We start from the raw sequence: 25,139 nt of genomic DNA, 5'->3' as shown, positions 1-25,139 counted from the left end.
ACCTAATCCCAGAGGAATGCCTTGTACATGGCAAACACCTCTCGCAAAACGAGTGAAAACTGGTTGTCTACAGAGCGATGATCTGTTGCTACAAAGAAAGCATTGAGGAGATGGTGTTTTCTACAGAGGAGAGCGATGCGCCTTAAATGGTAGTGTTGACTCACGAGGATAAGGGTCTCATTTTTGTAAGATCGAGAAAGATTGCGTATGGTGTAGGCTGTTGTTTTTCCTTCGGGGTCTTCTATGAGTTTATTTCTGGAAATACCCTGTTTTATTAGGTACTGACGCATAATAATAACTTCTGATTTGGTGCCACTGAGGTAAAAGAGGGTATTAGAAATTTTTTGAGCAATTTCGAGGGCTTTATCAAGCCTCATTTGAAGGGTGAGGGAGGGGCGGGTGTTGTATATCCCGGCACCAAATACCACGATAATTCCATTTTCAGGAAGTTGATCTGAAACAGGGAAGTTTTGCACAAGATAAAGAATAGAAAAAAACGATAGAAAAAACAAAAGACATACCGTTCCACTCACGAGAAGAAATTTTGATCGCATTTTCATGCATGATATCCTCAATTCAAATGACAAAACATCAAAAACGATAAAAGGGACTGTGCTTGACAGTCCCTTTTATATACGGGGTTGACGGGACTTGAACCCGCGGCCCCAGGCGTGACAGGCCTGTGCTCTAACCAGCTGAGCTACAACCCCTGGTTTTATTTTCTTTATATCTTAGCGGGGGGGGGACTCGAACCCTCGACCACCGGATTATGATTCCGCTGCTCTAACCAGCTGAGCTACCCCGCCATACTTGCGGGAGAAGGATTTGAACCTTCGACCTTCGGGTTATGAGCCCGACGAGCTACCAGACTGCTCTATCCCGCGTCGCATATCAGTTTGGAACATTATTATAAGGCAAATAATCTGAAAAGTCAAGGGGTAAACCTTGTTTTTTTTTCCAAAAAAACAGAGAAAGATTTTAAGCATCTTGCAAGTTGTAGTATTTTTTCAGAAGAAGTTCTTACCCTTGTCTGTTAAAGTTTTTTTTCAGAGGCTTGTGAATTTTTTTTGCGAACAAGCAGGATAATAATGAGAGGAATGAGAAAAAGAGTATGAAGAATCATTCCCAAAAGGTAAAAACCAATAAGAGAAAAAGCATTGAGTCGAGCAAAAATCATCATGCTAAAAGCGGTTAAAACAAGCATGATCCACAGAAAAGGCGTAAGCCAGTATTGTTCTTCGGCAATACCGTAGTTCACCAATAACTGAAGAATCCCCAGCGGTAGGCAGTAAAGGATATAAAGAGGAAGAAAATCAGCCCCTGTGGTTGTGGCAAAAAGTAGCTGAAATAACCAGTGGCCCAGAAAGAATGTTCCCCCATAAGCAAGAAAAAAGAGAGCCACCACAAGTCCCATGCCTCTGAGGAGAAATCTGTCTTCACCCTCTTTCACCACATACGCAAAGACAACATGAGCGACTGTGAGGGAGAGAGCAATCAGGTTTTTTCCAAAGAGACTGGAAAGATTTACTATTTGCCCATAGGATGGGATAAATCGATTGATGATGGTTTGATCGAGTACTACCAGCAGCCCGAAGGGGAGAAGGATAAAAAAAGCCCGAAAAAAAGAAGAAAGCAGCGAGGTATCGCACTGCGATGGTTTGAAAGAAGTACCAGAAAAGAAAAGAGGGAAAACCAGAAAGAGAATACCTATCATACCGCTTGCTATGGATGCTCCAAGAGCCCCATACACACCTAATCCAACAATAAGCCCCAGGCTTCCTAGCAAAAGCCTAAAGATCCCCTCTAATGCCATATTGAGACTATAGGTACCAAAACGCAAACTTCCTTGAAAGATTCCTCGAAGTCCAGAGAGCCATATCCATCCCTGTAAAACAAAGAAACCAATAACCACGAGAAAGGGATAGTTTTTTCCATAGAGATACCACAGGAGAGGAGAAAAAATGAGATAGGCTATCCCTGATAATCCGGACAAAACCACAAATGAAGAAAAAAGACTCTTGAGATCAACCGATGGAGAGTATCGACTTACCGATTTAGCGACAGCAAGTTGAAACGAGGGAAGGGGAAGAGAAAGCAAAAAATAGAAAAAAGTATTGTAAGCGGAAAACTCACGAGGAGATAAAAGCCGTACCGTCACAATACTGTAGAGGAAATTGGTAAGAGTGAGGAGACCAAACCCCATCAGGGAGAGAGATGTATTCCAAAAAAATGAGCGCTTACCCATACTTTCTCGCTTTTTTTATCGTATGAGTATAAGACAAAACGAAGAAAAAAGCAATACAAAAAACCCCGTTGTCTGTCAAATAAATTAAAATGTCACCTTTTTATTGAAATAGAAATGTCACTTTTTTATGCCGAAACTCTACGACCATAATCATCTATTTCAAAAAAGTTCAATTCGATATTTTTCTTAAAAATATGTATACTTCCATCAAGCCAGGTTTTTAAGATAACATTGTCCCCGGGTTTTATGGCTATAGGTTGTTTCTTTTCAATCTGGTATATTCTTTTAGAAAATTTTATTGTATAATCTCTATAGACTTTGCACTCGGCCGTATAACAAACATAGTTCCTTAAGTCCTGATCAGGCATTAATGCAATATGAAAATCTTCATCCGACAGAGGTTTTTTACTAAATTTTCGGTTATTCTTTTCCCAGTAATATTCTTTCAAAAAACGATTGGCATTGTCAATATCCTTTATGTTTTTAGTTTCATTTCTGCTATTAACCTGTCCTGATGGATCCCATTCCATCTCTCTACGCGCCCTTTGCCTGGGGACTATGGGCATATATCATTTCTATCCCCAGCCTATGGCAGACCTCTCCAAACTTTGTTAGAGGCAATTTCCTGCAAGCTGTTCTTCTATGGTCGCTTCCCGTTTCGTATAGAACAGGCTTTTATAATCACAATAGATCGAATAAGGAATACCGTATTTCATTATCCAGTCAAACAAACATTGCAGCGCTACTTGTGTCGTTTCTCCTGTGTCGAAAAGACCGTAAGATGTGCCTGTAGCATCATCCACCATATTCATCAGACAGACTTCTTTGCCTGTCCCAAACCAGTCGTGAATGCTGCCGTCCATTTGAATCATTTCTCCAAAATGCTCTTTTTCGGCCTTCTGGTACGGTGTCTCGCAGTTTTTCTTATTTTCTTCCACAATCCTGTTTCCATCATCCATAAACGAAGCGTTGATGCTCCTATTTTTATATGATGTTCCTCATAAAGCTTTTCAGCTATAAATGTCGGCTTAAAACCTTTATAATTATTCCGTACTATCTGCATAATTATTTCCTTGATATCACTGCTAATTCTGTGATCCCCGCTTTGCCTATTAATTTGTGATTGAGGGCTTCATCACCCTTTGATAAATATTCTTTAAAATTCGAATAAGTTGCCTTCTGCAAATCCCCAGTATTATTGCAGCATCTTTCTGCTTGATTTTTCTTGTTCTTTACCATCTCCAGTATTTTTTGCCCCTTCTGTGCTTTTGTGTCATCGTTATCACCTCTCTCATCTGCAACCTCTCGTTTTTTTAGTTGCAGTATTTTAAAAGGTGACATTTCTATTTGCACAAAGTGTGACATTTTAAATTGTTTTCGACAGAGGATTTTGTCGCAAATTATCGTAAAAGAGGCCATAAAAACAATCTGGCGTTGGGAAATTCTCCGAAGGATTGTGCTATTTCCTTATCTCAGTGCAGGGTTGTGGGGCAAAATATTCTCTAGAAAAAGAAAATCAGGAAGGTTTGATTTTTTATACCCTTTGGGGAAGCTCTGGGGAAAATTTTGCTTTTATATACCCGTTGCGTCAAATAAAAAAGTACTCGAAATTCGAATCATTGCCTCATAAAAAAAAGTACTCAAAAATTCCATACAGTTTCCTCCAAATTTTTGTTTTTTACATTCTTTTTCTTTTGAAGGCTGAAAAGTTTTCTCTGGCAAGCTGTAATTTTTTGTCTTAGGTGAAACAAATCGAGAGCCTTATAAAGCCTTGTTAGGCGTTCCTTTTGTGCCTCACTTACATAAGAGCTTTCTAAAAGCCGCTGGTAGGGAGTTTTAATATCATCATGCTTCTTTTGCACCTTGCTTCCGATTCTCTTTTTCTCTGTCATTTTCATAACCGTTGAAAAGTTGGCATAAAGCCTGAGATACGCATAGAGTCGGTTCAAGTAGTAGACTTCTTCCTCGGTATCGTAGCGAAAGTATCCAACATTCTGGCGGACTATGGAATAGTTTTTCTGCTCAACGTAGCAGTTATCATTGGAACGGGAGCTTCTCCCCTTGTAAATTTTATCTGGTTCTTCTCACACCAATCACGCAGAGGATGATTAATAAATTCAGCACCGCATCAGAATCAATTCCCCGTAACTCAAAAGGAAGTCTTTGACTTTTCTATGGCTTCTCTTACCCATTTTGAAGCTTTGTTTTGATTGCCACAAGTTCTGTCCAACCGCTCCAAACATCCACCATATTTAATGTTTGAGCAAAATCTCCCGCTATTTCCTCCCTCATGGGCTACCAGATCAATCTCCATGAACCCAGGGCAATTTTCATCCCACTCTGCCCACGTGCGTTTAGCTATTTGTTGCTTTAATAGTGCTCCAGGTTTGTGCCTTTTCGTCCTTTATCTCAAGCTTTTACGCTCATGTTTCAAAAGTCGGTCAATACTTGAAGCACTTATATGGCGCAAGTTCTCTATGGCCTGTGGAGAACCGTGGAGATGTCCGTTTGCTAAGAGATTATCTAAAACTTCATTTAAAATTGGCTTTAAACGTTTGCCACACATGTAGTTTTCAATTTCCCAGACCTTTTTAGAAGTTTTTTCCTCTTCGCCGAATTTTTTTTCTGCCAGGTCTTTTGCCCTTCTTGGCTATATCGGTTTTAAGGTAATTTTTTGCCTACATAGATGGTTTTTCCGTGTTGTTCCCAAGAGCCTGGCGGCATAGTTTCGATTTTTAGGCTTGTTATCCTCACAAAATAATCCAGTATCTCCATTTTCTCCTTTTTGCTGGCTTTTTGATATTGTTTTGCCGTTTCCCTGTAAATAGGTCTCCTTTCAAACATCGCTACCCCAATTCCGGTTGGCGAGCTTGTCGAGCCACGGTTGGCGAGCTTGTCGAGCCACGGTTGGCGAGCTTGTCGAGCCACGGTTGGCGAGCTTGTCGAGCCACGGTTGGCGAGCTTGTCGAGCCACGGTTGGCGAGCTTGTCGAGCCATGAACTGGATTATTTTATACACAGATTTGGAGTACTTTTTTATTTTGCAATAGCGTTCCCTTTTCGAGTACTTTTATTATGAAGCAATTCGTGATTTGACAAAAAATTTTTTTTGTGGTATAATTATCAGTGGGGGAGAGATTAGCCGGCGATTGGGCCATTGACAGCACAACTACTGCCATAAACAGGGGTTGGAAGGTGGATAGCACAGGGAGTCTCACCTGGGGCTATGATCTAAAAAATGGTGAACTTACAGAACTTTTCATGGACATAGGCATAGACGGTATCAAGCGTACACTAAACTTTGGTTTTGCAAGCCTCTCAGGCAAAGGTGGAGAAAACTTTCCCTGTGCAAGGTGTGGATGAAAACTCTCTACCGTTATGCACTTAAATCGAAATACGCTGGCCAGAAGGCACATTGATACGAGTTTACTGAGGTACGGTCTCGTACTGAGGATTCTTACCACAGGGCTTATCCTCCACAACGGGCCTGGAGAGTTTGGAGGGTTTGGGTTTGTCCTTAATTCCAATGGTCTGAGCTGGCAGGGTGTGGACACGTGGAACACAATGATGAGTAATTTCAAAGACATAGGTCAGTTGACAGCCAATACCTTCCAAGGGTTAACAACTGGTCTTGCCTATCTTGCTTCCAGCGTGTGGAATGTCTTTTCTTCTCCTGTGAGCCAGGACAATCGTACACAAGAGAGGGAAAAGGCCGAAAAAGAAAGCATGGTAGCAACGGAGGGGGAGAGGAGGAGAAAATTTAAAGAGAGTATGACTCTTTATCATCAAAGAATACTTTTTGAAAAGATAAAAAACATAGAGGAGGGGCCACTAAAAGAAAAGCTTAGGAATATGATAGCCGAGTATGAGTCAGATGATGGCAATGCTAACACAGAGAAGATCAATGAGATAGTATCTCTTCTACTCAAGGTAAGCAACAAAGCCAATGAGTATGCAGGGGACAATGTAACAGGCAATGTAACGTTGGAGCAGTTGTTGGCAAGGTCAGAAAACATCTATGAGCTTTTAGACAACACGAATCAAATATACAGTTATGCTGTAGGGGTAGCGACGGACATAGCATACGATAAGTATGGTGGTGATGCTGCCATTCGGAACTATGAGAAGACACGGTTAGGGTTATCGGATGAGGATATATCTGATGAAATGATGGAAAGGGGGAGGGAGAAATTTAGCAGTATGTTTGAGTTCAATCTTCAGCATACTGCTTTAACCCAGGACAAGAATGTAGCTGAGTTTGATACCAAAACGAACGAAGGTAGAAAACTTCTTGAGATGTATAGCTACTTTGCGGATCTACGAGGTGGGTATGGGAGCTTTGAGAAGTCGATGAAAAAAGACTTTGTGATTTTTGGTGAGGAAGGCATGGGTAAGGGTGAAAGGTGTGGGAAGGACACCTACAACGATAGGATAACGGTGATAAGAGGGGGCAAGATAGTAGAGTTTTACCGAGGGAATGTGGATGCCTCTCGACATTACGAAATTAAGGAAGGAATACCGTATAGTTCTATAGCACCTGGTGTTTATGAGGCGAGAACGTTTTATAGAGCTTCTAAGAGTAAAATGAGGGAAAACAGACAATTTACCATTCTGATAGCAAATGGTGGTGCAGTACCTGCTGTAGAAGGTGGTTCCCAGAAAGTGAAATATGAGATTCTTATTCACATAGGTGGTCCTGATAATACCTGGTCTAAAGGTTGTCAAACAATATACGGTGGCCGATACACGGGGGAGAGGAGGGATAAAAGTTACCAACTTGATGGTGGAGACTACACCTATTTTATGGGCTTGTTTGGGACAGTTAAAATGGTGTATAATCCGGTTGAAAAGGCATATGAACCCAAATGGTACATGGATTATACACTTGAAGGTACATACTATTTGTTAAGCCAATAATGATGAGGAGGGGAGATATGACGAAAAAGGTATTAGGGATTATGGTTTTGTCATTTGTTGGTTTGTATGCTGGGTCTCTAAAGGTATCTATTGTTTCCAGAGCTTCTTCTTACTTAAACGGTGATATAAGGTACAGTGTGTTTTCCCTATTTGATGGTGACATTAAGACGTGTTGGGCAGAAAATGTAGAAGGTGATGGAAGTGGCCCAGAGAGGCCAATGACATGGGATAATAGCGGTCTTTTTGTTATAGATAGGAATGGGGCTGGGGAATATGTAAATGTAGGTTTTAACCCAAAGTCAAGTCCGTTTCTGATTGATACTATAAGGATATACAATGGTTATGGGAAGAGTGAGGAGATATGAAGAAAAAATAACCGTGAAAGGGTTATCCCTTCTGTTTCTCTATTTGGTAGTTAAGAATAATGAGACAAATGTTATAACGACTAATAGAGAGGTTTTGTTATCAGACTCTGGGTGGAATGAGATCAGTTTACACGAGCTGAAGGTCAATCCTACAAATATAGATGCTGTAAAGTTTACTATTCTCTCCACATATCCTGGGACGCATTATAATGACACCTGTATAAGTGAGATAGAGTTCTGGTACAAGGGCAAGAAGTATGAGATAGCCAATCTTGAGGAGGCGAAGAGGGAGTATTTGCGTCGTTATATTGAGGAAAGGCGGAAAGGCCATAAAGGCTTATATAATAGTGAACTTTCGACCTTATCGGAGGAGAATTATGAGAAGCTTATGAAGGCTGGGGTGGGAGGTAGAGAAGGATCGTGAAAAGAGGACATTTTTGGTTGAGTTTGCGGAGAATGGAGAGATAATTTTAGAGTGGTTAAACTGGGCGGGGGAGGGTAGTGAAGCTTTTCGCAAACATCCGAGGGGTGTAGCTGGTTACTGGAAGATTGATGAGAATGGTTCATTATGGATAAAAATTGGGGACAATCCATGGAAGAAAGAGATGCTAAATGATTATACAATCTTAAAAGGCACAGATCTTGAGGGTTTAGCGTTAAGCGACTGGGATGAGTGTGGGGAGTCCTGGGAGGGTGAGGAGTAAAAGTGCGAAGAAGGTTTAGGGTTTTTCTCTTCTTCCCGCCCCTTGCTTGCGGTGCTTCCGTTAGAGAGGGAAGAACTCTCAGAGAACTAGCCGTGAGCTGGGTGGAAGAAAAAAGGTGTGGTAAAACCAATATCCGAGCCACAGGATGTGGCGAGAAAGTCACGGCTAATACAAGGATGTACTTGTGTGACGATAGAGGAAAAAGGAAAGCTAAAAGAAAAACCTCCGGCTCACAAGGGGCAAGAGAAAAGTTGGTAGGAGAAACCGCGCAAGGGGCGGAGTGGGGGTTTCAAGGGGGACTAGCTTCAGTCTCCCTTGGGGGAGGAGGAGAAAGTGGAGACGTGGAATACCCTCATTACTAACTTTAGCACCTTGGGTCAGTTGACAGCCAATACCTTCCAAGGGTTAACAACTGGTCTTGCCTATCTTGCTTCCAGCGGGTGGAATGTCTTTTCTTCTCCTGTGAGCCAGGACAATCGTACACAAGAGAGGGAAAAGGCCGAAAAAGAAAGCATGGTAGCAACGGAGGGGGAGAGGAGGAGAAAATTTAAAGAGAGTATGACTCTTTATCATCAAAGAATACTTTTTGAAAAGATAAAAAACATAGAGGAGGGGCCACTAAAAGAAAAGCTTAGGAATATGATAGCCGAGTATGAGTCGGATGATGGCAATGCTAACACTGAGAAGATCAATGAGATAGTATCTCTTATACTCAAGGTGAGCAACAAAGCCAATGAGTATGCAGGTGGCAATGCAACAGGCAATGTAACGTTAGAGCAGTTGTTAGCAAGGTCAGAAAACATCTATGATCTTTTAGACAACACGAATCAAATATACAGTTATGCTGTAGGGGTAGCGACGGACACAGCATACGAGAAATATGGTGGTGATGCTGCCATTCGGAACTACGAGAAGACACGGTTAGGGTTATCGGATGAGGATATATCTGATGAAATGATGGAAAGCGGGAGGGAGAAATTTAGCAGTATGTTTGAGTTCAATCTTCAGCATACTGCTTTAACCCAGGACGAGAATGTAGCTGAGTTTGATACCAAAACGAACGAAGGTAGAAAACTTCTTGAGATGTATAGCTACTTTGCGGATCTACGAGGTGGGTATGGGAGCTTTGAGAAGTCGATGAAAAAAGACTTTGTGATTTTTGGTGAGGAAGGCATGGGTAAGGGTGAAAGATGTGGCAAGGACACCTACAATGATAGGATAACGGTGGTAAGAGGGGGCAAGATAGTAGAGTTTTACCGAGGGAATGTGGATGCCTCTCGACATTACAAAACTAAGGAAGGAATACCGTATAGTTCTATAGCACCTGGTGTTTATGAGGCGAGAACGTTTTATAGAGCTTCTAAGAGTAAAATGAGGGAAAATAGACAATTTACCATTCTGATAGCAAATGGTGGTGCAGTACCTGCTGTAGAAGGTGGTTCCCAGAAAGTGAAATATGAGATTCTTATTCACATAGGTGGTCCTGATAATACCTGGTCTAAAGGTTGTCAAACAATATACGGTGGCCGATACACGGGGGAGAGGAGGGATAAAAGTTACCAACTTGATGGTGGAGACTACACCTATTTTATGGGCTTGTTTGGGACAGTTAAAATGGTGTATAATCCGGTTGAAAAGGCATATGAACCCAAATGGTACATGGATTATACACTTGAAGGTACATACTATTTGTTAAGCCAATAATGATGAGGAGGGGAGATATGACGAAAAAGGTATTAGGGATTATGGTTTTGTCATTTGTTGGTTTGTATGCTGGGTCTCTAAAGGTATCTATTGTTTCCAGAGCTTCTTCTTACTTAAACGGTGATATAAGGTACAGTGTGTTTTCCCTATTTGATGGTGACATTAAGACATGTTGGGCAGAAAATGTAGAAGGTGATGGAAGTGGCCCAGAGAGGCCAATGACATGGGATAATAGCGGTCTTTTTGTTATAGATAGGAATGGGGCTGGGGAATATGTAAATGTAGGTTTTAACCCAAAGTCAAGTCCGTTTCTGATTGATACTATAAGGATATACAATGGTTATGGGAAGAGTGAGGAGATATGGAAGAAAAATAACCGGGTGAAAGGGCTATCCCTTCTGTTTCTCTATTTGGTAGTTAAGAATAATGAGACAAATGTTATAACGACTAATAGAGAGGTTTTGTTATCAGACTCTGGGTGGAATGAGATCAGTTTACACGAGCTGAAGGTCAATCCTACAAATATAGATGCTGTAAAGTTTACTATTCTCTCCACATATCCTGGGACGCATTATAATGACACCTGTATAAGTGAGATAGAGTTCTGGTACAAGGGCAAGAAGTATGAGATAGCCAATCTTGAGGAGGCGAAGAGGGAGTATTTGCGTCGTTATATTGAGGAAAGGCGGAAAGGCTCTAAAGGCTTATATAATAGTGAACTTTCGACCTTATCGGAGGAGAATTATGAGAAGCTTATGAAGGCTGTGGGGTGGGAGGTAGAGAAGGATCGTGAAAAGAGGACATTTTTGGTTGAGTTTGCGGAGAATGGAGAGATAATTTTAGAGTGGTTAAACTGGGCGGGGGAGGGTAGTGAAGCTTTTCGCAAACATCCGAGGGGTGTAGCTGGTTACTGGAAGATTGATGAGAATGGTTCATTATGGATAAAAATTGGGGACAATCCATGGAAGAAAGAGATGCTAAATGATTATACAATCTTAAAAGGGACAGATCTTGAGGGTTTAGCGTTAAGCGACTGGGATGAGTGTGGGGAGTCCTGGGAGGGTGAGGAGTAAAAGTGCGAAGAAGGTTTAGGGTTTTTCTCTTCTTCCCGCCCCTTGCTCGCGGTGCTTCCATTACAGAGAAAGTACTCTCAGAGAACCAGCCATGAGCTGGGTGGAAGAAAAAAGGTATGGTAAGACCAATATCCGAGCCACAGGATGTGGCGAGAAAGTCACGGCCAATACAAGGATGTATTCGCCGTGACGGTAGAAGAAAAAACAAAGCTAAAAGAAAAACCTCCAGCTCACAAGGGGTAAGAAAAAAAGTAAAAGAAACCGCGCAAGGGGCGGAGTGGGGGTTTCAAGGGGGACTAGCTTCAGTCCCCCTTGAGGGAGGAGGGTTAGACTACCACCCTTGCTAGCGTGACCGCCGCCTACCTTAATACCGACTTTGGTGTTGGTAGGATGGTAGGCAGCTGGGCTGGTAGCTGGGCTGGGAATATATTTGGTGGGAACAACTGGTTTACTGTAGGTATAGAGATGGGTGTGCAGAGGATGACAGAGAGTGTAGTAGAGAGCTCTTTTATGGTTGGGGCGAAGGTGTATGACTTTAAAGCTGGCAAACTGAGGGATGACTGGGCTAGTTTTATTGGCAAGAGTATTCTTGAAAGTGGGATGATAGGTTTTGTTAGTGGGTTTACAACAGGTATGATAGGTAGTGCCCTTGGTGGGACATACACCAATGGCAATTTATCATTTTTGGACAGGAAAGCGAGCAAGGCAGTGGATAAGGATGTATCATTATTTTATGGTATGAAGCTTAACAACTTTGCGAACACTATAGGGAGTATAGCGGGAGAAGCAGTGCATTATGCGTGGGGAGGGAATTTCAGGATAAGCCTTGCGAGTGATGTAGGGATGGCATTCACGCACGATGGGCAGATAGTGAATGACACAAGCGGAGGGATTGGGCTTGTCAACCTTGTGGATGCGATAGGTAGTTTAAACTATGTAGGTTTTCAGTATAAGAATGTTCACGGAGGAGACGAGGGCTTATCGAGGATAAGCTATGTAAATATGGGATATCTTTCTGGAGATATGCAGAATATGAAGACGTCGCTTGATGTAATAAATAACAAGAAGAGGATAGAGTTTGACCTTGAAGGGGAGGGCAACTACGGCTATGCAGGAGAGGATAACAGGACGATACATCTAAACAGGGAAGCGATATTAGCGGACGATGATGCCGAGCTTCGAGCGAAGCTTGCGCATTATACAGCGACGGTGATGCATGAAGGACTACACTTAGACCAGCATGCATGGCTTGCTGCGAATGGTCTTGAAGCGGACGATATAACTTTGGAGAGAATGGCCTATGCTCAGAGCACGATGACACTTGCGCTCCTACAGGCGAATTTTGGGCTTGGTGTTGGTGGGAGTAAGTATGAGGAAGTAGCGATGGCTGGAGCGATGTTTGCGATGACGGGTAATCCGCATGGGCTATATATAAGCGGGAGGAGTTTAAGTAAACCTAGAAAGCTGCCGTTTTCAGAGCAGCCGTATGGAAGCGAAACGCCGGACCAGCAAACACAGGATAGGGAGAACCCAAAGGCTACTACAGGGGCTACTCCAGAGGAGGAAGAGGAGGAGAGGAAGAAGCGTGATAGGATGAAGAAACAAAAGGCTATCAATCAAACAAAATTGAAATTAACCCTACTCAGGATTGTATCAACTGCATTAAAAGGAAGTAAGGTGAGTGAGTGGATTGAGAACCAAATGGTGAAGCCGGAGGTTAAAAAACTGGGAGAGCTTTATAAAGAGCAATTAATGGATTACGAGAAAAAAGGCAATTATTATATATCTAATGTAGATGGAATTGAGATAAGGATGTCGAAATATAATTTTAGTCCACAGGCGCAAAAAGCGGGCACGGGGAATACTCCGATTAATCTTGCGACAGGGGGGATGGATCCGAGAGCTGTGCTTGTGCTTATAGATAATGCGCATGCTGTAAATCTGGATGCTGTGGAGGTATCGAGTTTGTGGAGGAATAGCACCACAAGCCCACATGGGTCGGGAAGAGGAATAGATATAGTAGCTGCGACAAGGAATGGTGTAACGGTGAGGTTCAATAATTCTACTGTAGGTCAACAATCAACGGCTGCAATGGCGTTGAGGAATGAAGTATATAACAGTATGGTGAATGACCCGAGAGTAAGTCAGGCATTGGATCCGTGGTGGCTAAAGAGTAAAGTACCTGGAAAAATTTATGACTATCAAAACTCTTGGCAGAATGTAAATGATACATATCTAATTCCTCAAGGTGTTTCTTTAGCTGAATTTGAACAAATGACATGGGAACAACAGCTTCCGTTATTGGGTGGTGATCCAGAAATAGCACGAGCTTTTAAAAATATGCTATTACATAGACATCACTTACATATTACTTTATTTTAATTATTAGTTAGGAGAAGTTACTTTATGAAAAGGATAATTTTGATGTGTTGTTTCTTTTTAGAGTTTGCCTCTGGGGCAGATAAGCTTTACAGTATGATGAGACCTTTGAATGGTAATACAGTTTTAATTATTACTGAAGCTCCATTATTTAGGGAGCCAAGTATGTTTGCGCCGGTGTTAACAAAAATACCTATTCTTGAGTTTGTGGTTCTTCTTTCCAATAGGGAGTTTATCTTGGAGAACAAAAAGGAAGAATGGTATTTTATTGGAGCTTATCTTACCAATTTATTTTCATATGAGTCAGCTAAAATAAAAGGTTGGCTAGAGAGAAAATATATAGCAGGTATAGATGATTTTAAACCTGCAAAAAGAATACAAAAAGAAATGCTTTTAATTTCCGAAGATGCAGAGGATACGGGTTATTATCGTATATATTCAAATGGTATATGGGCTATTTTTTTTGAAGATACTAAAACTACTCTATATGGCCAGATATATCAATGCTTATTAAATGAGAATGTTTACTTATTAGGAAACCATACGATGTCTTTTTTTATTCGTGAGGATGAAATATATGCTCCTTTTGCTACCAAAATTTTGACAAATTCAGCAGACTATCCTAATTGGATAAAAGAAAAAGAATGTCCTCTGAACATAGGTGGATACTATACGGTTATTGGAAATGATGTGCCAGTAAGAAGTATATACTTTATCGATAAACTGTTGCTGAAACTTAAAAGAGGAACGAAAGTAAAGTTATTAGAATGGATGGATAAAAAAGAGAAAATTGGGGATAAAACAGGGTATTGGGCTCGTGTTGACACAGGAATTAAGGACAAGAATGGTGATACTATAAAGGGATGGATATTAGATGTGTATATAGAAGAAGAGTCTAATAGTTCTATTCAATCGACTAATAAATTAAAACTCCTAAATGTAACTAATTCTGGAGTAAATAGTTGTGAAAAAGAGGACTACCACATCCTCACCGGCGACAATGTAAACGTGCGTTCCGAAGCTTCTACAAACTCGGCTGTATTGCTAAAGCTAAAGAAGGGCGCAAGGGTAAAGCTACTCGAACGGTCGGATGTTACTTTTACGATTGGAGACAGGACAGGCTATTGGGTATACATAGACACAGGCGTTAAGGATAAGGAGGGCAATACAATAAAGGGCTGGGTTGTAGATATATATTTGAAGGAAGAATAAATCCCTGTAAGCACACCAAAGCCATAAAGCATTGAAGCAAATAAAGCCTACTTCACAGGCATTCCACTGAAGCAAGCGAGGCAGGAGGCCGAGCGACCTTGCCTGTTGATTTTATATCATCTATTTTACAGGAGCAAAATTTTGCTGTATAATTTTTAGGCTGGTTCAGTACAGCTGCGGCATTTGGTATGCAGAAGATGACGGAAGGGTTTATAAGTGGAGGTTTGATGGCGTTTACGAAGTGCTATAGCATAAGTAATGGGCAATGGCAATGGCAATGGAATGCATATGACTGGTATAATCTACTGAAAAGTACGACGATGGGACTTGCAAGTGGCTTTGTTGGGGGGTGGGTTGGAGGCGAACTTGGAGGGAGATACACGGATGGCAATTTATCATTTATAGACAGGATATCGAGCAAGGCGTTGACTAACAATGTATCACTATTTTATGAGATGAAGCTTAACAACTTTGCTAACACTATAGGGAGTATAGCGGGAGAAGCAGTGCATTATGCGTGGGGAGGGAATTTCAGGATAAGCCTTGCGAGTGATGTAGGGATGGCATTCACGCACGATGGGCAGATAGTGAATGATGTGAGCGGAGGTATTGGGCTTGTTAACCTTGTGGATGCGATAGGAAGTTTAAACTATGTAGGTTTTCAGTATAAGAATGTTCACGGAGGAGACGAGGGCTTATCGAGGATAAGCTATGTAAATATGGGATATTTAAGTGGGGATGATTTTGGTATGAAGACTTCTATGGATATCATTAATGGGAAGAAAAGTTTATTATTTGACCTTGAAGAGGAAGGGCATTATGGAGAGGCTGGGGAAGATACCATACATCTAAATAAGAAAGCAATTACGGAGAATACAGCAGAAGGTCTTCTATTTTATACTTCTACAGTAGTGAGGGAAGGTGTATTGATTGATTCTGGTCTTGTAGGGAAGGATAGGATGACAGCGTATGCGAGGGAGCTTGGAGCTACGGGGATACAGAAAATGGTACTGGATAATCTAGCAAGGAATTTTGGAGTAGATGTATATGATGGAAGCAGTGAGTATTCGAAGGTTGCAAATTTAATTGCCTATGCGACTGAGACAGGGGATTTAAGCTTGTTTAACTGGGAAAGTGGAAATGATTTATGGATTAAAGAGTTGGGGGTTGATATAAGGAATCAGAGGAATAATGTAAGTAGGGGGAAAAACGGAAAGAGGATTGCTGATGGAATGTGTAATCTTACAGCATTAACGATAGCACTTGTGAGTATGCCGAATAATAAGGACTTAAGGAAGGTAGTAAGCATAAATGATCCGGTTTGGTTCTTCAATGAGGAAAGACAAATAGAGGATGAACTTGAGGAGAGAAGGAGAGAGATGAGTTCATATTTGAAAAGTAAGTATGGGGTAGATGAAAGGACATTTCCTTCAACTCTTGTGGAACTTGCTCTAGCGAGTGGAAGTATTGAGCCTGTGGATTATAAAAAGGGACAGTGGTTCTATAAGGATGGAACGGAAGTTTCTCATAGTTGGGATGGTAAAAACAATGGAAACCCAACTGTTGATGATGTAAAAAAATTTTACCTCTATTTGAAAAATAAAATAATGAAGCCTGGTGATCAACTCATAGCGGGAGGAAGATTCAACTTTGTTTATGAAGATAATAATATGAAGAAGAGATTACAGCATATGGTATATATCAAGGAGATAACAGAGAATGGCTTAATAATAGTTGATCCATACGGAGGGTATATTAAGTATGCAATGCAGAACTATGGTAATTTCAAATATAACAATATAGAGGATAATTTGTACAGGAGGAATGATAAGACAAATGAGTTTACTCGAGAATTTACCTCGTACTATTTTCTGCCATGGGATAGGGTATATGAACATGAGGTAGGAAGAAGGGTATTTCTTTTACTGAGGCCAAATATGGATATAGCTGATAATTTTTCTCGTCAATTGTGGAAAAAGTGGTTTTTTGGGAAGTAAGTTCAGAAAGGAGGGAAAGGTAAGATGAAGATAAGGTTTATATTAGGGATAATGATAATATTAAATCTTACAACCTGTGGGGAGAGTAAGCTTAAGGTAGATGAACTTAAGATAGTAGAAACAAAAATAGTAAGCGAAAGTGAGCCTAATACGAAACCCAAAAAGGAGTTTTTGGATGGAATTATGCGAATGGCTATAAGCGTAGTTACTCTCAGGATACCCGCCGTTGATGCATACAATTCCTGGGAGATAACTCATGGAAAAAGGATAATGGAGTTAGCTGATGAGGATCCAGCAACAGCCTGGATAAGTCGTGATGATGGTTTGACTGACTATCTGTGGTGTCGTATCTATCACTTGGCTGGTTATGATATAAAGCGGAAAGATCATTTACCATATGCGATAGATATATTACCGGGGTGGGCAAAGAGTAAGAAAACATATAAAGTATATAACAGGCCTAAAAGGATAAGATTAGAGTTATATCATATTCCTTTTCATTATGCTAAGAGTCTGGATGACGACAGCTATGTGTTGGAAGACGAGATTAGATTGATATATGTAGTTATTGCAGAGTTAACAGATGAGCTTGCATGGCAAAGAATAAGAATCAATATAGAAGACAGCGAAGAATATTTGGGAGAAAGAATGGCTGGTCGTTTAGTTATAGAGGATATTTATCCTGGTATAACCAATCATACAGCTATATCTATGATACGATTTGTTTATAAGTAGGAGGAAGAGGAATAAAAAGTGATACTATAGTACTGAAAAACTAGCCTCTTCTTTTACAGTAGGAAGCGGTATTAGCGGACGATGATGCCGATTTAAGAGCGAAGCTTGCGCATTATACAGCTACGGTGATGCACGAAGGATTGCACCTTGACCAGCACGCATGGCTTGCTGCAAGTGGTCTTGAAGCGGACGATATAACGCTGGAGAGGATGGCATATGAACAGAGTACGAAGACGCTTGCATTGCTTAGCGCAAGGTTTGGGCTTGATGTTATCGGGAGTAAGTATGAGGAAGTAGCGATGGCTGGAGCGATGTTTGCGATGACGGGTAATCCGCATGGGCTATATATAAGCGGGAGGAGTTTTAAAAAAGACAATAGTGTTGGGATGAAAAATAAGTCCAGAACTACGAATGAGCAAAAGATGAGAAAAATACATGAGAGCCGACTCTATCTTAGCAAGGAGGTTAAAAACCCTCTGGATCTTGCTGAATTTTTCTTTGTGGAAACAGTGAAGTGGATGTTGCCAAAGAAAGATGAGCCTGATTGGCGCCCAGATGAGGACAGGAAACTTACTTTAAGAGAAGCATTTTACTGGTTTAAAAACGGAAAAGGAGAGAAGTTGAAGGTAGATATTAAGAGTCTAAACTTGGGCAGAGTAAAGCTATCTGACTTCAATGAACAAGGAAAAGCCGAGATTCATTTGGAGTCGCATCCTGAGAGGGGGCTTGACCAGGCATTGGTATATGGTACTATCACATTGGAACTTGTTGGTTCCAATCAATATAAGGTGAGGCCAGATAAGTACAATTTTGAGATGCATAATATTTTCAATGGAAAGAGATGGGATGAGATGATGAGAGTATTGATGAGGAATGTAGCAACCGCTGCTGCTAGGCTAATTCATACGCCGTTTTTCGGGGGAGAGTCTTACCCTATTGTCTTTGAGGGCACAAACACTATAGGTGAGTAGAGGAATAGGAGGAAAGTATGTTACGATTTGTGTTAGTATTTTTACTCTTTTTATTTGTGGTATTTTTGGTTGTAGATTATTTTAGATTTGATCCTTTGGAAAGAGCAGAGAGTGAAATCACCTTTAAGCTTATTGATTATGATATTCCCGATTGCTACTTTGAATTCCCTCCGCGTTTTTTAGGGGAGAGTAATGGATATCTCATTTATGAGGCGCCTTCCATAGAACCGTGGAAGGGTGCAGTGCGGGCTATGGCGTATATTCCTAAAGAAAGGAAAAAGAAAATTAAGGTGTTATTTGAAGGTAAGGATAAATATTTTGAAAGTTTGAGAGGACCGTCTAAGTTTACTTATAGTCAATTACTATTATCCGAACTTTTGGGGTATGGGTTTCTCACCTATATAGGCACGGGATGGGATCTCTTTTGGGGAACAGGTTATTATATCCCGTATAGAGATGTAGTCTTTGATAAAAAAACAAAAGAAAATTTGATTAATTTCCACGCCATAGAAGAGGCTTTGCTACAGGCTCCTTCAACCCCTCCTAGCTTGAAAGAACTTTTTCAAAAAACTTATCCATTTTTTATAAATAAAGAAGACATACTTGATCCTTACGGCAGGGAGTATTTTTATAAGGTTCAAGGGAGGTATGTAATTTTGGGTTCGAAGGGAGAGAATGGCAAGTGGGACTTTGATAGAGAGACACTAAATAAGGTTTTTAGTAATACAGAGGAGAAGTTATTTTTTTTAAAAGGGGATGATATCATTATTAAAATGAAAGCTCCATGAAGGAATTCTAAAAGTAAGAGTAACCTAAATGCTTCAAACCAACGGGGGCAAGATCGCAGCCATAGTAGAGAAATGGCAAAACACGCCTGAAGGTAAAAAGAACACTGTGGAGGGCATAGCCCGGACACTGGGTGTACCTGTCCAGGCTATCATAGAAGCCTTAAAGAGGAGTGGGCATTATAAAGGGAAGAGTGACAGCGAGATAGCGAAGAGCCTTAAGGTTGGCGAAACGCTTGTGTTGAAGAATGGCAAGGTAATGACAGAAGAGGAGGCGAAGGGGGTAGATTGGGCAAGGGTAGGAAAAACTGTAGGAAAGTTTTTAATCTTATCTACACCACAGGGGCAGATGACAGTAGGAACAATAGGATTAGTAAGGATGGGGTATGAATTGCAAAATGGAAAGACTCAGGATCAGCTTCAGTCAGTACATTACTTAGAGATGTTGTAGGTAAGCCATATTATAAGGGCGGTGGGCAGATGGGGGTAAACATATTTGCCTCTGGGATTTCGTCGGGAACAGGAGCCCTTGGGGGAGCTGTTCAAGGAATGATAAGTGGAATGGGGGGAGCTGTTGCAGGAGCAGTGGAAGCTGTTGCAGGGGCAGGGATACAGGGACTGGGGAATCTTGCCGTAAGTGGGCTTAAGGTTAATGAGTATGGTGGGCTTGATTGGCGTATGGACAGTGTACAGCTTGCAACGTGGGGGGTATCCACTATAGGGAGTATGGTGCTTGCGGGTGTTAATAGTGGGTATAATCCGAGCACGGCGACGACCTGGGAAGCTGCAGGATATGCAGGGATGAACTGGGCTATAAATTCTACTGTATCATTCATCAACAAAGGATGGAAGATGGACGAGAGTGGAAGGTTATACTGGGGACTTACAAATGAAGGAGAGGTAACGGAAGCATGGATGGATTTAGGGATAGGAACGCTAAAGAGTGGATTAAGCTTTGTGTTTGAAGGTAACTATACAGGCTATGGAGCAAAGCAGAAGGAAAGCCTGCTTGCATATGCGCTAAGTAAAGGTATGGATATATATAAGTATAACTTATACCAGCAGGGAGTATTTGGGAAAGAATTACAGGATAAATATGCAGGACAGAATGCGTTTGATCTTGCAGGAGGTTTAGATTTGACGGTACTACAGACGACGGCTGGAGTAGCGAGTCTAAAGATACTTTCGAGAGGGCTTGAGCTTCATAGTGGAGCTGGTGAATTTGGTGGTTTTGGGTTTACGATGGATAAGGATGGAAGTCTATGGTGGAATGGGTTTACCACCTGGCAGAATACGATGGAGAACTTTAGAGAGATAGGGGATGCTATTTATAGGGAGAGAGAAGAATCTAATATGGTAATTATAGACTTAAAAGGAGAGGAAAACACAGGAGCTCCAAGATCTGATCAAATAACAAATTGGTTAAAACGTAGAGATATCTACTTTTTTGGACTTAAGGTTGGAAATAGAAAAGAGTATTATAATCAAAAAGCTCCAAATTTAGATGCTGAATGGGATATTATATATAATCCAAATAGTAGTTTTACAGAGAAAACAAATGCGATGAGAAAGATTATGGAAGGCTTTAAGCAAGATGTAACTGAAGGAGAAGATGCTACTGATAAGATACAAAGAGCGATTGATTCTATTCTTAAAGATGTCAAGAATGGTAAATTTGCTATGGGTATTGAAGGCAAAGATGCAAGAGAACTAAAGAAAATTCTAGAAAGTGGAGATGAGAAGAAATTTAAAGAGTTTGGGGATAGAATAGTCAAAGAGAAAACAAGTAACTCAAATCAAAAACAAGGAGAAACAAGTAAAAAAGATGAATCACAATATTCAGCGGTTAATTATAGGGTATATTTAAATGCACTAAAGTATATTTACGATAATAAAGAGACTGCTGCTGCATATATCCAGAGTGAGGCATGTGCAATAATAGGTTTTTATTTACTTTCCGCATTTACTGGAAATCTTGATGGGAGAAAGGTATCTTTTTCAGATTTTTTCAGGATACAGTTAGAAAATGGTTTGATTGGAAAGCCAACCAGAGATGGGTATAAAACCTGGCCGGTGTTTGTCCAGGGTTTTAAATGGAAGGGAAAAGAAGCTTTTCTAAGTAAGTTAAATGCGAATGGAAGTGTAGAAGGAGTGGATATATTTATTCGTATTACACCTCCCGATTTGGTTGGTAAAAATAGAAGTTTTGAGATAATTTGCGACGGGAGAACAGTGGAAGAGGTAAGTAATAGGCTTGCTGAAGTAAGTCAAAGATTTGCAGAATTAAAAGCTTTGACAAACAAAACTTCTCAACAAAAGAGAGAAATGGATAGTCTTGAAGAGCTAGTCAGACAATATGGAGCGATAATTAATGATGTGAATGGGTTTTCAGCTGCTCTCTCGGGGCTATATAATTCCACAGCCACTTTTTATCTTGTGCAAAGAAAAAGAAATTTTAATGACACTCACTTTTTTATTATGATGAAACAAGGCAATGATTACTACATTGTGTCAAGAAAATTGTGTCTAGTCATAGGATAACCTCGCTGTGAATATTTTCTTTGGTGTATGAGTGTTGCTCACGATAGAGTTGAAAGTAATACTCCCAATTTTTTAACTTTCTTTTTAAGAACTTCTCATTTTGGTATCTTAATAACAGGTAAAGATATTTCTCAGCTGAAGCCTCGCTTTGACACATTTCCATTGTTTTTAATCTCCTTTTAAGTTCTTTAAAGAGTCTTTCCAGGGCATTGTTTGTATACACCATGCTTCGTATTCCTTCAGGTAATTCCATGTAAGTGAATATATTCTCTCTTATTGTCAAGAGGTTATTCATTAAGTTGGGATAGATATTTTTCCATTTTTGTGTAAATTTCATAAACAATTGTTCTGCCTCCTGTTTGTCTTTGGCATGAAATACCTCTTTTATTTCAGTGGCAATGATATTTCTGTGTTGAACTCTCACTTTAGCCAGTATGTTTCTCATGACATGGACTACACAGGGCTGATACTTTGCGTGGGGATATATCTCTGTTATGACGTTTTTCATACCACTTAAGCCATCAGAGACAATAAAATGAATCTGTTTGACACCTCTTTCTCTTATATCTAGCAAAATTTCCCGCCAGTTATAAGCACTTTCCATGCCTCCCTAGTATCCTAAAATCTCCCGTCTTCCCTCAGGTGTAATGCCTATAGCTACATATATTGATTCATTTTCTACCCTATCTCTCTTGATAGGAAACACCATAGCATCCAGAAATACCACGGCATATTCTTCCATGAGAGGGCGACTACGCCACTTCTGAATCTCTTCTATGCCTACCTGGCTTATCCTTGAGATGTTAGCATAAGAAATCTTTATTTCATAAAGCTCTTTTAAAACTTCTGCTATCTTCCTTGTTGACATTCCTGATATCAACATAGCCCTGATTAATGCATCTAAGTCTTCTGTGATGCGTTTGCGATAGGGAAGAAGGGCACTTTTAAATCCATTATCCCTTGTTCTTGGAACACGTATGGCTGTAAGCTCGCCAAAAGCTGTCTTTAAATCCCTTTCGTAAAAGCCATTGCCTTTTGTGGGAGGATTGTTTTACAGGTAAATCTCTTTCCTCTTTTAACATACTCTCTAATACTTCCCCGTTGCCAAATAAAAAGTACTCGAAATTCGAATCATTGCCTCATAAAAAAGTACTCAAAAATTCCATACAGTTTCCTCCAAATTTTGTTTTTACATTCTTTTCTTTTGAAGGCTGAAAAGTTTTCTCTGGCAAGCCGTAATTTTTTGTCTTAGGTGAAACAAATCGAGAGCCTTATAAAGCCTTGTTAGGCGTTCCTTTTGTGCCTCACTTACATAAGAGCTTTCTAAAAGCCGCTGGTAGGGAGTTTTAATATCATCATGCTTCTTTTGCACCTTGCTTCCGATTCTCTTTTTCTCTGTCATTTTCATAACCGGTTGAAAAAAGTTGGCATAAAGCCTGAGATACGCATAGAGTCGGTTCAAGTAGTAGACTTCTTCCTCGGTATCGTAGCGGAAGTATCCAACATTCTGGCGGACTATGGAATAGTTTTTCTGCTCGACGTAGCAGTTATCATTGGAACGGGAGCTTCTTCCCTTGTAATTTTATCTGGTGCTTCTCACACCAATCACGCAGAGGATGATTAATAAATTCAGCACCGGTATCAGAATCAATTCCCCGTAAATCAAAAGGAAGTCTTCCTTTGACTTTTTCTATGGCTTCTCTTACCCATTTTGAAGCCTTGTTTTTGATTGCCACAAGTTCTGTCCAACCGCTCCAAACATCCACCATATTTAATGTTTGAGCAAAGTCTCCCCGGCTATTTCCTCCCTCATGGGCTACCAGATCAATCTCCATGAACCCAGGGCAATTTTCATCCCACTCTGCCCACGTGCGTATAGCTATTTGTTGCTTTAATAGCGTTCCAGGTTTTGTGCCTTTTCGTCCTTTTATCTCAAGCTTTTACGCTCATGTTTCAAAGTCGGTCAATACTTGAAGCACTTATATGGCGCAAGTTTTCTATAGCCTGTGGAGAACCGTGGAGATGTCCGTTTGCTAAGAGATTATCTAAAACTTCATTTAAAATTGGCTTTAAACGTTTGCCAAACATGTAGTTTTCAATTTCCCAGACCTTTTTTAGAAGTTTTAGTTCCTCTTCGCCGAATTTTTTCTTTCTGCCAGGTCTTTTGTCTTGGCTATGTCGGCTTTAAGGTAATTTTTTGCCTACATAGATGGTTTTTCCGTGCTGCCTCAAGAGCCTGGCGGCATAGTTTCGATTTTTTAGGCCTGTTATCCTCACAAAATAATCCAGTATCTCCATTTTTTCCTTTTTGCTGGCTTTTTGATACTCTGCTTCGACAAGCTCAGCATATCATTTCGCCGTTTCCCTGTAAATAGGTCTTTTTTCAGACCTCGTTAACCCAATTCCTGTTGGCGAGCCTGTCGAGCCACGGTTGGCGAGCTTGTCGAGCCACGGTTGGCGAGCTTGTCGAGCCATGAACTGGATTATTTTACACAAATTTAAAGTACTTTTTTATTTTGAAGCAACGTTCCCTTTTCGAGTACTTTTATTATGAAGCAATTCGAAAACTTGTATTTTCGTAAAAATCCTGCTATAATGAGATTCTATGAAGAAACAGAGAGAACTCACCTATCAGGAGAAAAAAAACTGTCCCCTCTGTGGTGGAGAGGCAGGATTCTTTCGTGAGATTGATCGTTGGCAGCCTCCCCTCACCATATGGCGTTGTGGAGAGTGTCATTTTCAGTTTCAACCAAAAGAAACAGAAGAAGCTGCTCATCTCTATGATGAGGGATATTATACGGGAACCTCTATCTATACCTATCAGGATGAAAGGCAGCACAAGGATGCCGCCATGGCAGTGTGGCGATCAAGAGTGAATGCTCTCTCACGGTTGGAGAAGTCAACGGGACCCAAGAGATGGCTCGATGTGGGTTGTGCTTTTGGTGGGCTTCTTGAAGCTGCGAAGGAAAAAGGATATGAACCCTATGGACTTGAGATTTCTGAGTATTCAGGAGGATATGCAAGGACGGTTTTTCCAGGACATATCTGGATTGGTAACGTCGAGGATTTTGATCTTCCGCAAGACTTTTTTTCTGTTGTGTCTCTTGTAGAGGTGATAGAACACCTCGCGCATCCCATGAAGGCTCTGGAGAGAGTCTATCGTTCTCTTCAAGAAGGAGGACTTCTTCTTGTCCAGACAGCAGATATGGATGGTCTGCAGGCTCGTTTCAAAGGGGAAAACTATCACTACTATCTTCCCGGTCATTTATCGTATTTTGATAGACATAATCTTGCCTTGGTTCTTCGGAGGGTGGGATTTCGCAGGATACGGTTTATCGGTGGTGTGGAATTTGGACTTTTACCAAAACTTATAAAAAGTCGAGATTCTTTTCATAGTTTATGGGATTATCGACACTGGATACGTATTTCTCTCTACCATCTTGCAAGCAAAATTACCATAGGTCCCTGGCATCTCACAAGCTCTATGGTAATGCTAGCCTGGAAGTAGGACG

26 protein-coding genes, 3 tRNA genes and 2 pseudogenes are annotated in these 25,139 nt (G+C 40.7%); 16 read left to right on the top strand and 15 right to left on the bottom strand.

All coding sequences use genetic code 11. The annotated features are described in order from the left end of the window. Positions 1–2: 2 nt before the first annotated feature. The 12 genes from KDW03_RS10635 to KDW03_RS10580 form a co-directional block, all read right to left on the bottom strand. On the bottom strand, positions 3–560 hold the full coding sequence (locus tag KDW03_RS10635) for a YdcF family protein (protein ID WP_271435052.1): 558 nt from the start codon (positions 558–560) through the stop codon (positions 3–5). 76 nt (positions 561–636) lie between these two features. Then, positions 637–710: transfer RNA gene (locus KDW03_RS10630), tRNA-Asp, on the bottom strand. Positions 711–732: 22 nt separating this feature from the next. Further along, positions 733–806, bottom strand: a tRNA-Met gene (locus tag KDW03_RS10625). Between the two features lie 4 nt (positions 807–810). Continuing rightward, a tRNA-Met gene (locus tag KDW03_RS10620) sits at positions 811–884 on the bottom strand. A 149-nt stretch (positions 885–1,033) separates the two neighbouring features. Then, a complete protein-coding gene (locus KDW03_RS10615; protein ID WP_271435051.1) occupies positions 1,034–2,245 on the bottom strand; it encodes an MATE family efflux transporter in 1,212 nt (403 codons plus the stop codon). Between the two features lie 125 nt (positions 2,246–2,370). After that, positions 2,371–2,811 (bottom strand): hypothetical protein, encoded by a 441-nt coding sequence (locus KDW03_RS10610; RefSeq protein ID WP_271435050.1) that lies wholly within the window; start codon positions 2,809–2,811, stop codon positions 2,371–2,373. Between the two features lie 45 nt (positions 2,812–2,856). Then, entirely contained in the window at positions 2,857–3,117 is a 261-nt protein-coding gene (locus KDW03_RS10605) for a hypothetical protein (RefSeq protein ID WP_271435049.1), read from the bottom strand. Then, positions 3,114–3,308, bottom strand: a complete 195-nt coding sequence (locus tag KDW03_RS10600; RefSeq protein WP_271435048.1) for a hypothetical protein — start codon at positions 3,306–3,308, stop codon at positions 3,114–3,116. The genes KDW03_RS10605 and KDW03_RS10600 overlap by 4 nt, the downstream gene beginning before the upstream one ends. A 2-nt stretch (positions 3,309–3,310) precedes the next feature. Next, the gene (locus tag KDW03_RS10595) at positions 3,311–3,664 is read right to left on the bottom strand and encodes a hypothetical protein (protein ID WP_271435047.1); all 354 of its coding nucleotides are present in this window, start codon (positions 3,662–3,664) and stop codon (positions 3,311–3,313) included. Between the two features lie 221 nt (positions 3,665–3,885). Further along, a complete protein-coding gene (locus KDW03_RS10590) occupies positions 3,886–4,194 on the bottom strand; it encodes a hypothetical protein (RefSeq protein WP_271435046.1) in 309 nt (102 codons plus the stop codon). A 455-nt stretch (positions 4,195–4,649) separates the two neighbouring features. Further along, positions 4,650–4,811, bottom strand: a complete 162-nt coding sequence (locus tag KDW03_RS10585) for a hypothetical protein (RefSeq protein ID WP_271435045.1) — start codon at positions 4,809–4,811, stop codon at positions 4,650–4,652. Positions 4,812–4,906: 95 nt separating this feature from the next. Next, on the bottom strand, positions 4,907–5,242 hold the full coding sequence (locus KDW03_RS10580; RefSeq protein WP_271435044.1) for a hypothetical protein: 336 nt from the start codon (positions 5,240–5,242) through the stop codon (positions 4,907–4,909). 197 nt (positions 5,243–5,439) lie between these two features. On the opposite strand from KDW03_RS10580, the gene KDW03_RS10575 reads away from it, so the two are divergent. The 15 genes from KDW03_RS10575 (at position 5,440) to KDW03_RS10505 (ending at position 21,627) form a co-directional block, all read left to right on the top strand. Then, positions 5,440–5,607, top strand: coding sequence for a hypothetical protein (locus tag KDW03_RS10575; RefSeq protein ID WP_271435043.1), 168 nt, complete (start codon positions 5,440–5,442; stop codon positions 5,605–5,607). 15 nt (positions 5,608–5,622) lie between these two features. Beyond that, positions 5,623–7,161, top strand: a complete 1,539-nt coding sequence (locus KDW03_RS10570) for a hypothetical protein (RefSeq protein WP_271435042.1) — start codon at positions 5,623–5,625, stop codon at positions 7,159–7,161. A gap of 17 nt (positions 7,162–7,178) precedes the next feature. After that, positions 7,179–7,526, top strand: a complete 348-nt coding sequence (locus tag KDW03_RS10565; RefSeq protein WP_271435041.1) for a hypothetical protein — start codon at positions 7,179–7,181, stop codon at positions 7,524–7,526. After that, complete coding sequence (locus KDW03_RS10560; protein WP_271435040.1) at positions 7,504–7,950, top strand: hypothetical protein; 447 nt, start codon at positions 7,504–7,506, stop codon at positions 7,948–7,950. The genes KDW03_RS10565 and KDW03_RS10560 overlap by 23 nt, the downstream gene beginning before the upstream one ends. Before the next feature lie 13 nt (positions 7,951–7,963). Next, entirely contained in the window at positions 7,964–8,230 is a 267-nt protein-coding gene (locus KDW03_RS10555) for a hypothetical protein (RefSeq protein WP_271435039.1), read from the top strand. A 333-nt stretch (positions 8,231–8,563) separates the two neighbouring features. Then, positions 8,564–9,934 carry a hypothetical protein gene (locus KDW03_RS10550; protein WP_271435038.1) on the top strand — a complete coding sequence of 457 codons (1,371 nt, stop codon included), beginning with the start codon at positions 8,564–8,566 and terminating at the stop codon, positions 9,932–9,934. 17 nt (positions 9,935–9,951) lie between these two features. Next, the gene (locus tag KDW03_RS10545) at positions 9,952–11,007 is read left to right on the top strand and encodes an NADase-type glycan-binding domain-containing protein (protein ID WP_271435037.1); all 1,056 of its coding nucleotides are present in this window, start codon (positions 9,952–9,954) and stop codon (positions 11,005–11,007) included. A 390-nt stretch (positions 11,008–11,397) separates the two neighbouring features. Beyond that, a complete protein-coding gene (locus tag KDW03_RS10540; RefSeq protein WP_271435036.1) occupies positions 11,398–13,389 on the top strand; it encodes a hypothetical protein in 1,992 nt (663 codons plus the stop codon). 24 nt (positions 13,390–13,413) lie between these two features. Further along, positions 13,414–14,598 (top strand): SH3 domain-containing protein, encoded by a 1,185-nt coding sequence (locus KDW03_RS10535; protein ID WP_271435035.1) that lies wholly within the window; start codon positions 13,414–13,416, stop codon positions 14,596–14,598. 227 nt (positions 14,599–14,825) lie between these two features. Then, a complete protein-coding gene (locus tag KDW03_RS10530; RefSeq protein WP_271435034.1) occupies positions 14,826–16,595 on the top strand; it encodes a hypothetical protein in 1,770 nt (589 codons plus the stop codon). Between the two features lie 24 nt (positions 16,596–16,619). Further along, positions 16,620–17,330 (top strand): hypothetical protein, encoded by a 711-nt coding sequence (locus tag KDW03_RS10525; protein ID WP_271435033.1) that lies wholly within the window; start codon positions 16,620–16,622, stop codon positions 17,328–17,330. Between the two features lie 209 nt (positions 17,331–17,539). Then, positions 17,540–18,301, top strand: coding sequence for a hypothetical protein (locus tag KDW03_RS10520; protein ID WP_271435032.1), 762 nt, complete (start codon positions 17,540–17,542; stop codon positions 18,299–18,301). A gap of 17 nt (positions 18,302–18,318) precedes the next feature. Next, positions 18,319–19,089 carry a hypothetical protein gene (locus KDW03_RS10515; RefSeq protein ID WP_271435031.1) on the top strand — a complete coding sequence of 257 codons (771 nt, stop codon included), beginning with the start codon at positions 18,319–18,321 and terminating at the stop codon, positions 19,087–19,089. A gap of 28 nt (positions 19,090–19,117) precedes the next feature. Further along, on the top strand, positions 19,118–19,537 hold the full coding sequence (locus tag KDW03_RS10510; RefSeq protein ID WP_271435030.1) for a hypothetical protein: 420 nt from the start codon (positions 19,118–19,120) through the stop codon (positions 19,535–19,537). A 29-nt stretch (positions 19,538–19,566) separates the two neighbouring features. Next, positions 19,567–21,627, top strand: coding sequence for a hypothetical protein (locus KDW03_RS10505; protein WP_271435029.1), 2,061 nt, complete (start codon positions 19,567–19,569; stop codon positions 21,625–21,627). Here the strand turns inward: KDW03_RS10505 and KDW03_RS12575 are convergent. The 3 genes and pseudogenes from KDW03_RS12575 to KDW03_RS10485 form a co-directional block, all read right to left on the bottom strand. Beyond that, positions 21,617–22,793 (bottom strand): annotated as a pseudogene (locus tag KDW03_RS12575) (IS256 family transposase). The gene KDW03_RS10505 and the pseudogene KDW03_RS12575 sit on opposite strands and share 11 nt — an antisense overlap. 23 nt (positions 22,794–22,816) lie before the next feature. Then, a pseudogene (locus tag KDW03_RS10490) lies at positions 22,817–23,925 on the bottom strand (integrase catalytic domain-containing protein). A 51-nt stretch (positions 23,926–23,976) separates the two neighbouring features. Beyond that, a complete protein-coding gene (locus KDW03_RS10485; protein ID WP_271435027.1) occupies positions 23,977–24,102 on the bottom strand; it encodes a hypothetical protein in 126 nt (41 codons plus the stop codon). A 130-nt stretch (positions 24,103–24,232) separates the two neighbouring features. Here KDW03_RS10485 and KDW03_RS10480 point away from each other — a divergent pair, with 130 nt between their 5' ends. After that, on the top strand, positions 24,233–25,135 hold the full coding sequence (locus tag KDW03_RS10480; RefSeq protein WP_271435026.1) for a methyltransferase domain-containing protein: 903 nt from the start codon (positions 24,233–24,235) through the stop codon (positions 25,133–25,135). The last annotated feature ends 4 nt before the right edge of the window (positions 25,136–25,139 follow it).

Source organism: Thermospira aquatica (genome assembly GCF_023525255.1).
Lineage (GTDB): Bacteria > Spirochaetota > Brevinematia > Brevinematales > Thermospiraceae > Thermospira > Thermospira aquatica.
Note: the sequence above shows the minus strand (reverse complement) of the source record. Positions and strands in the feature narration are given on the sequence as shown.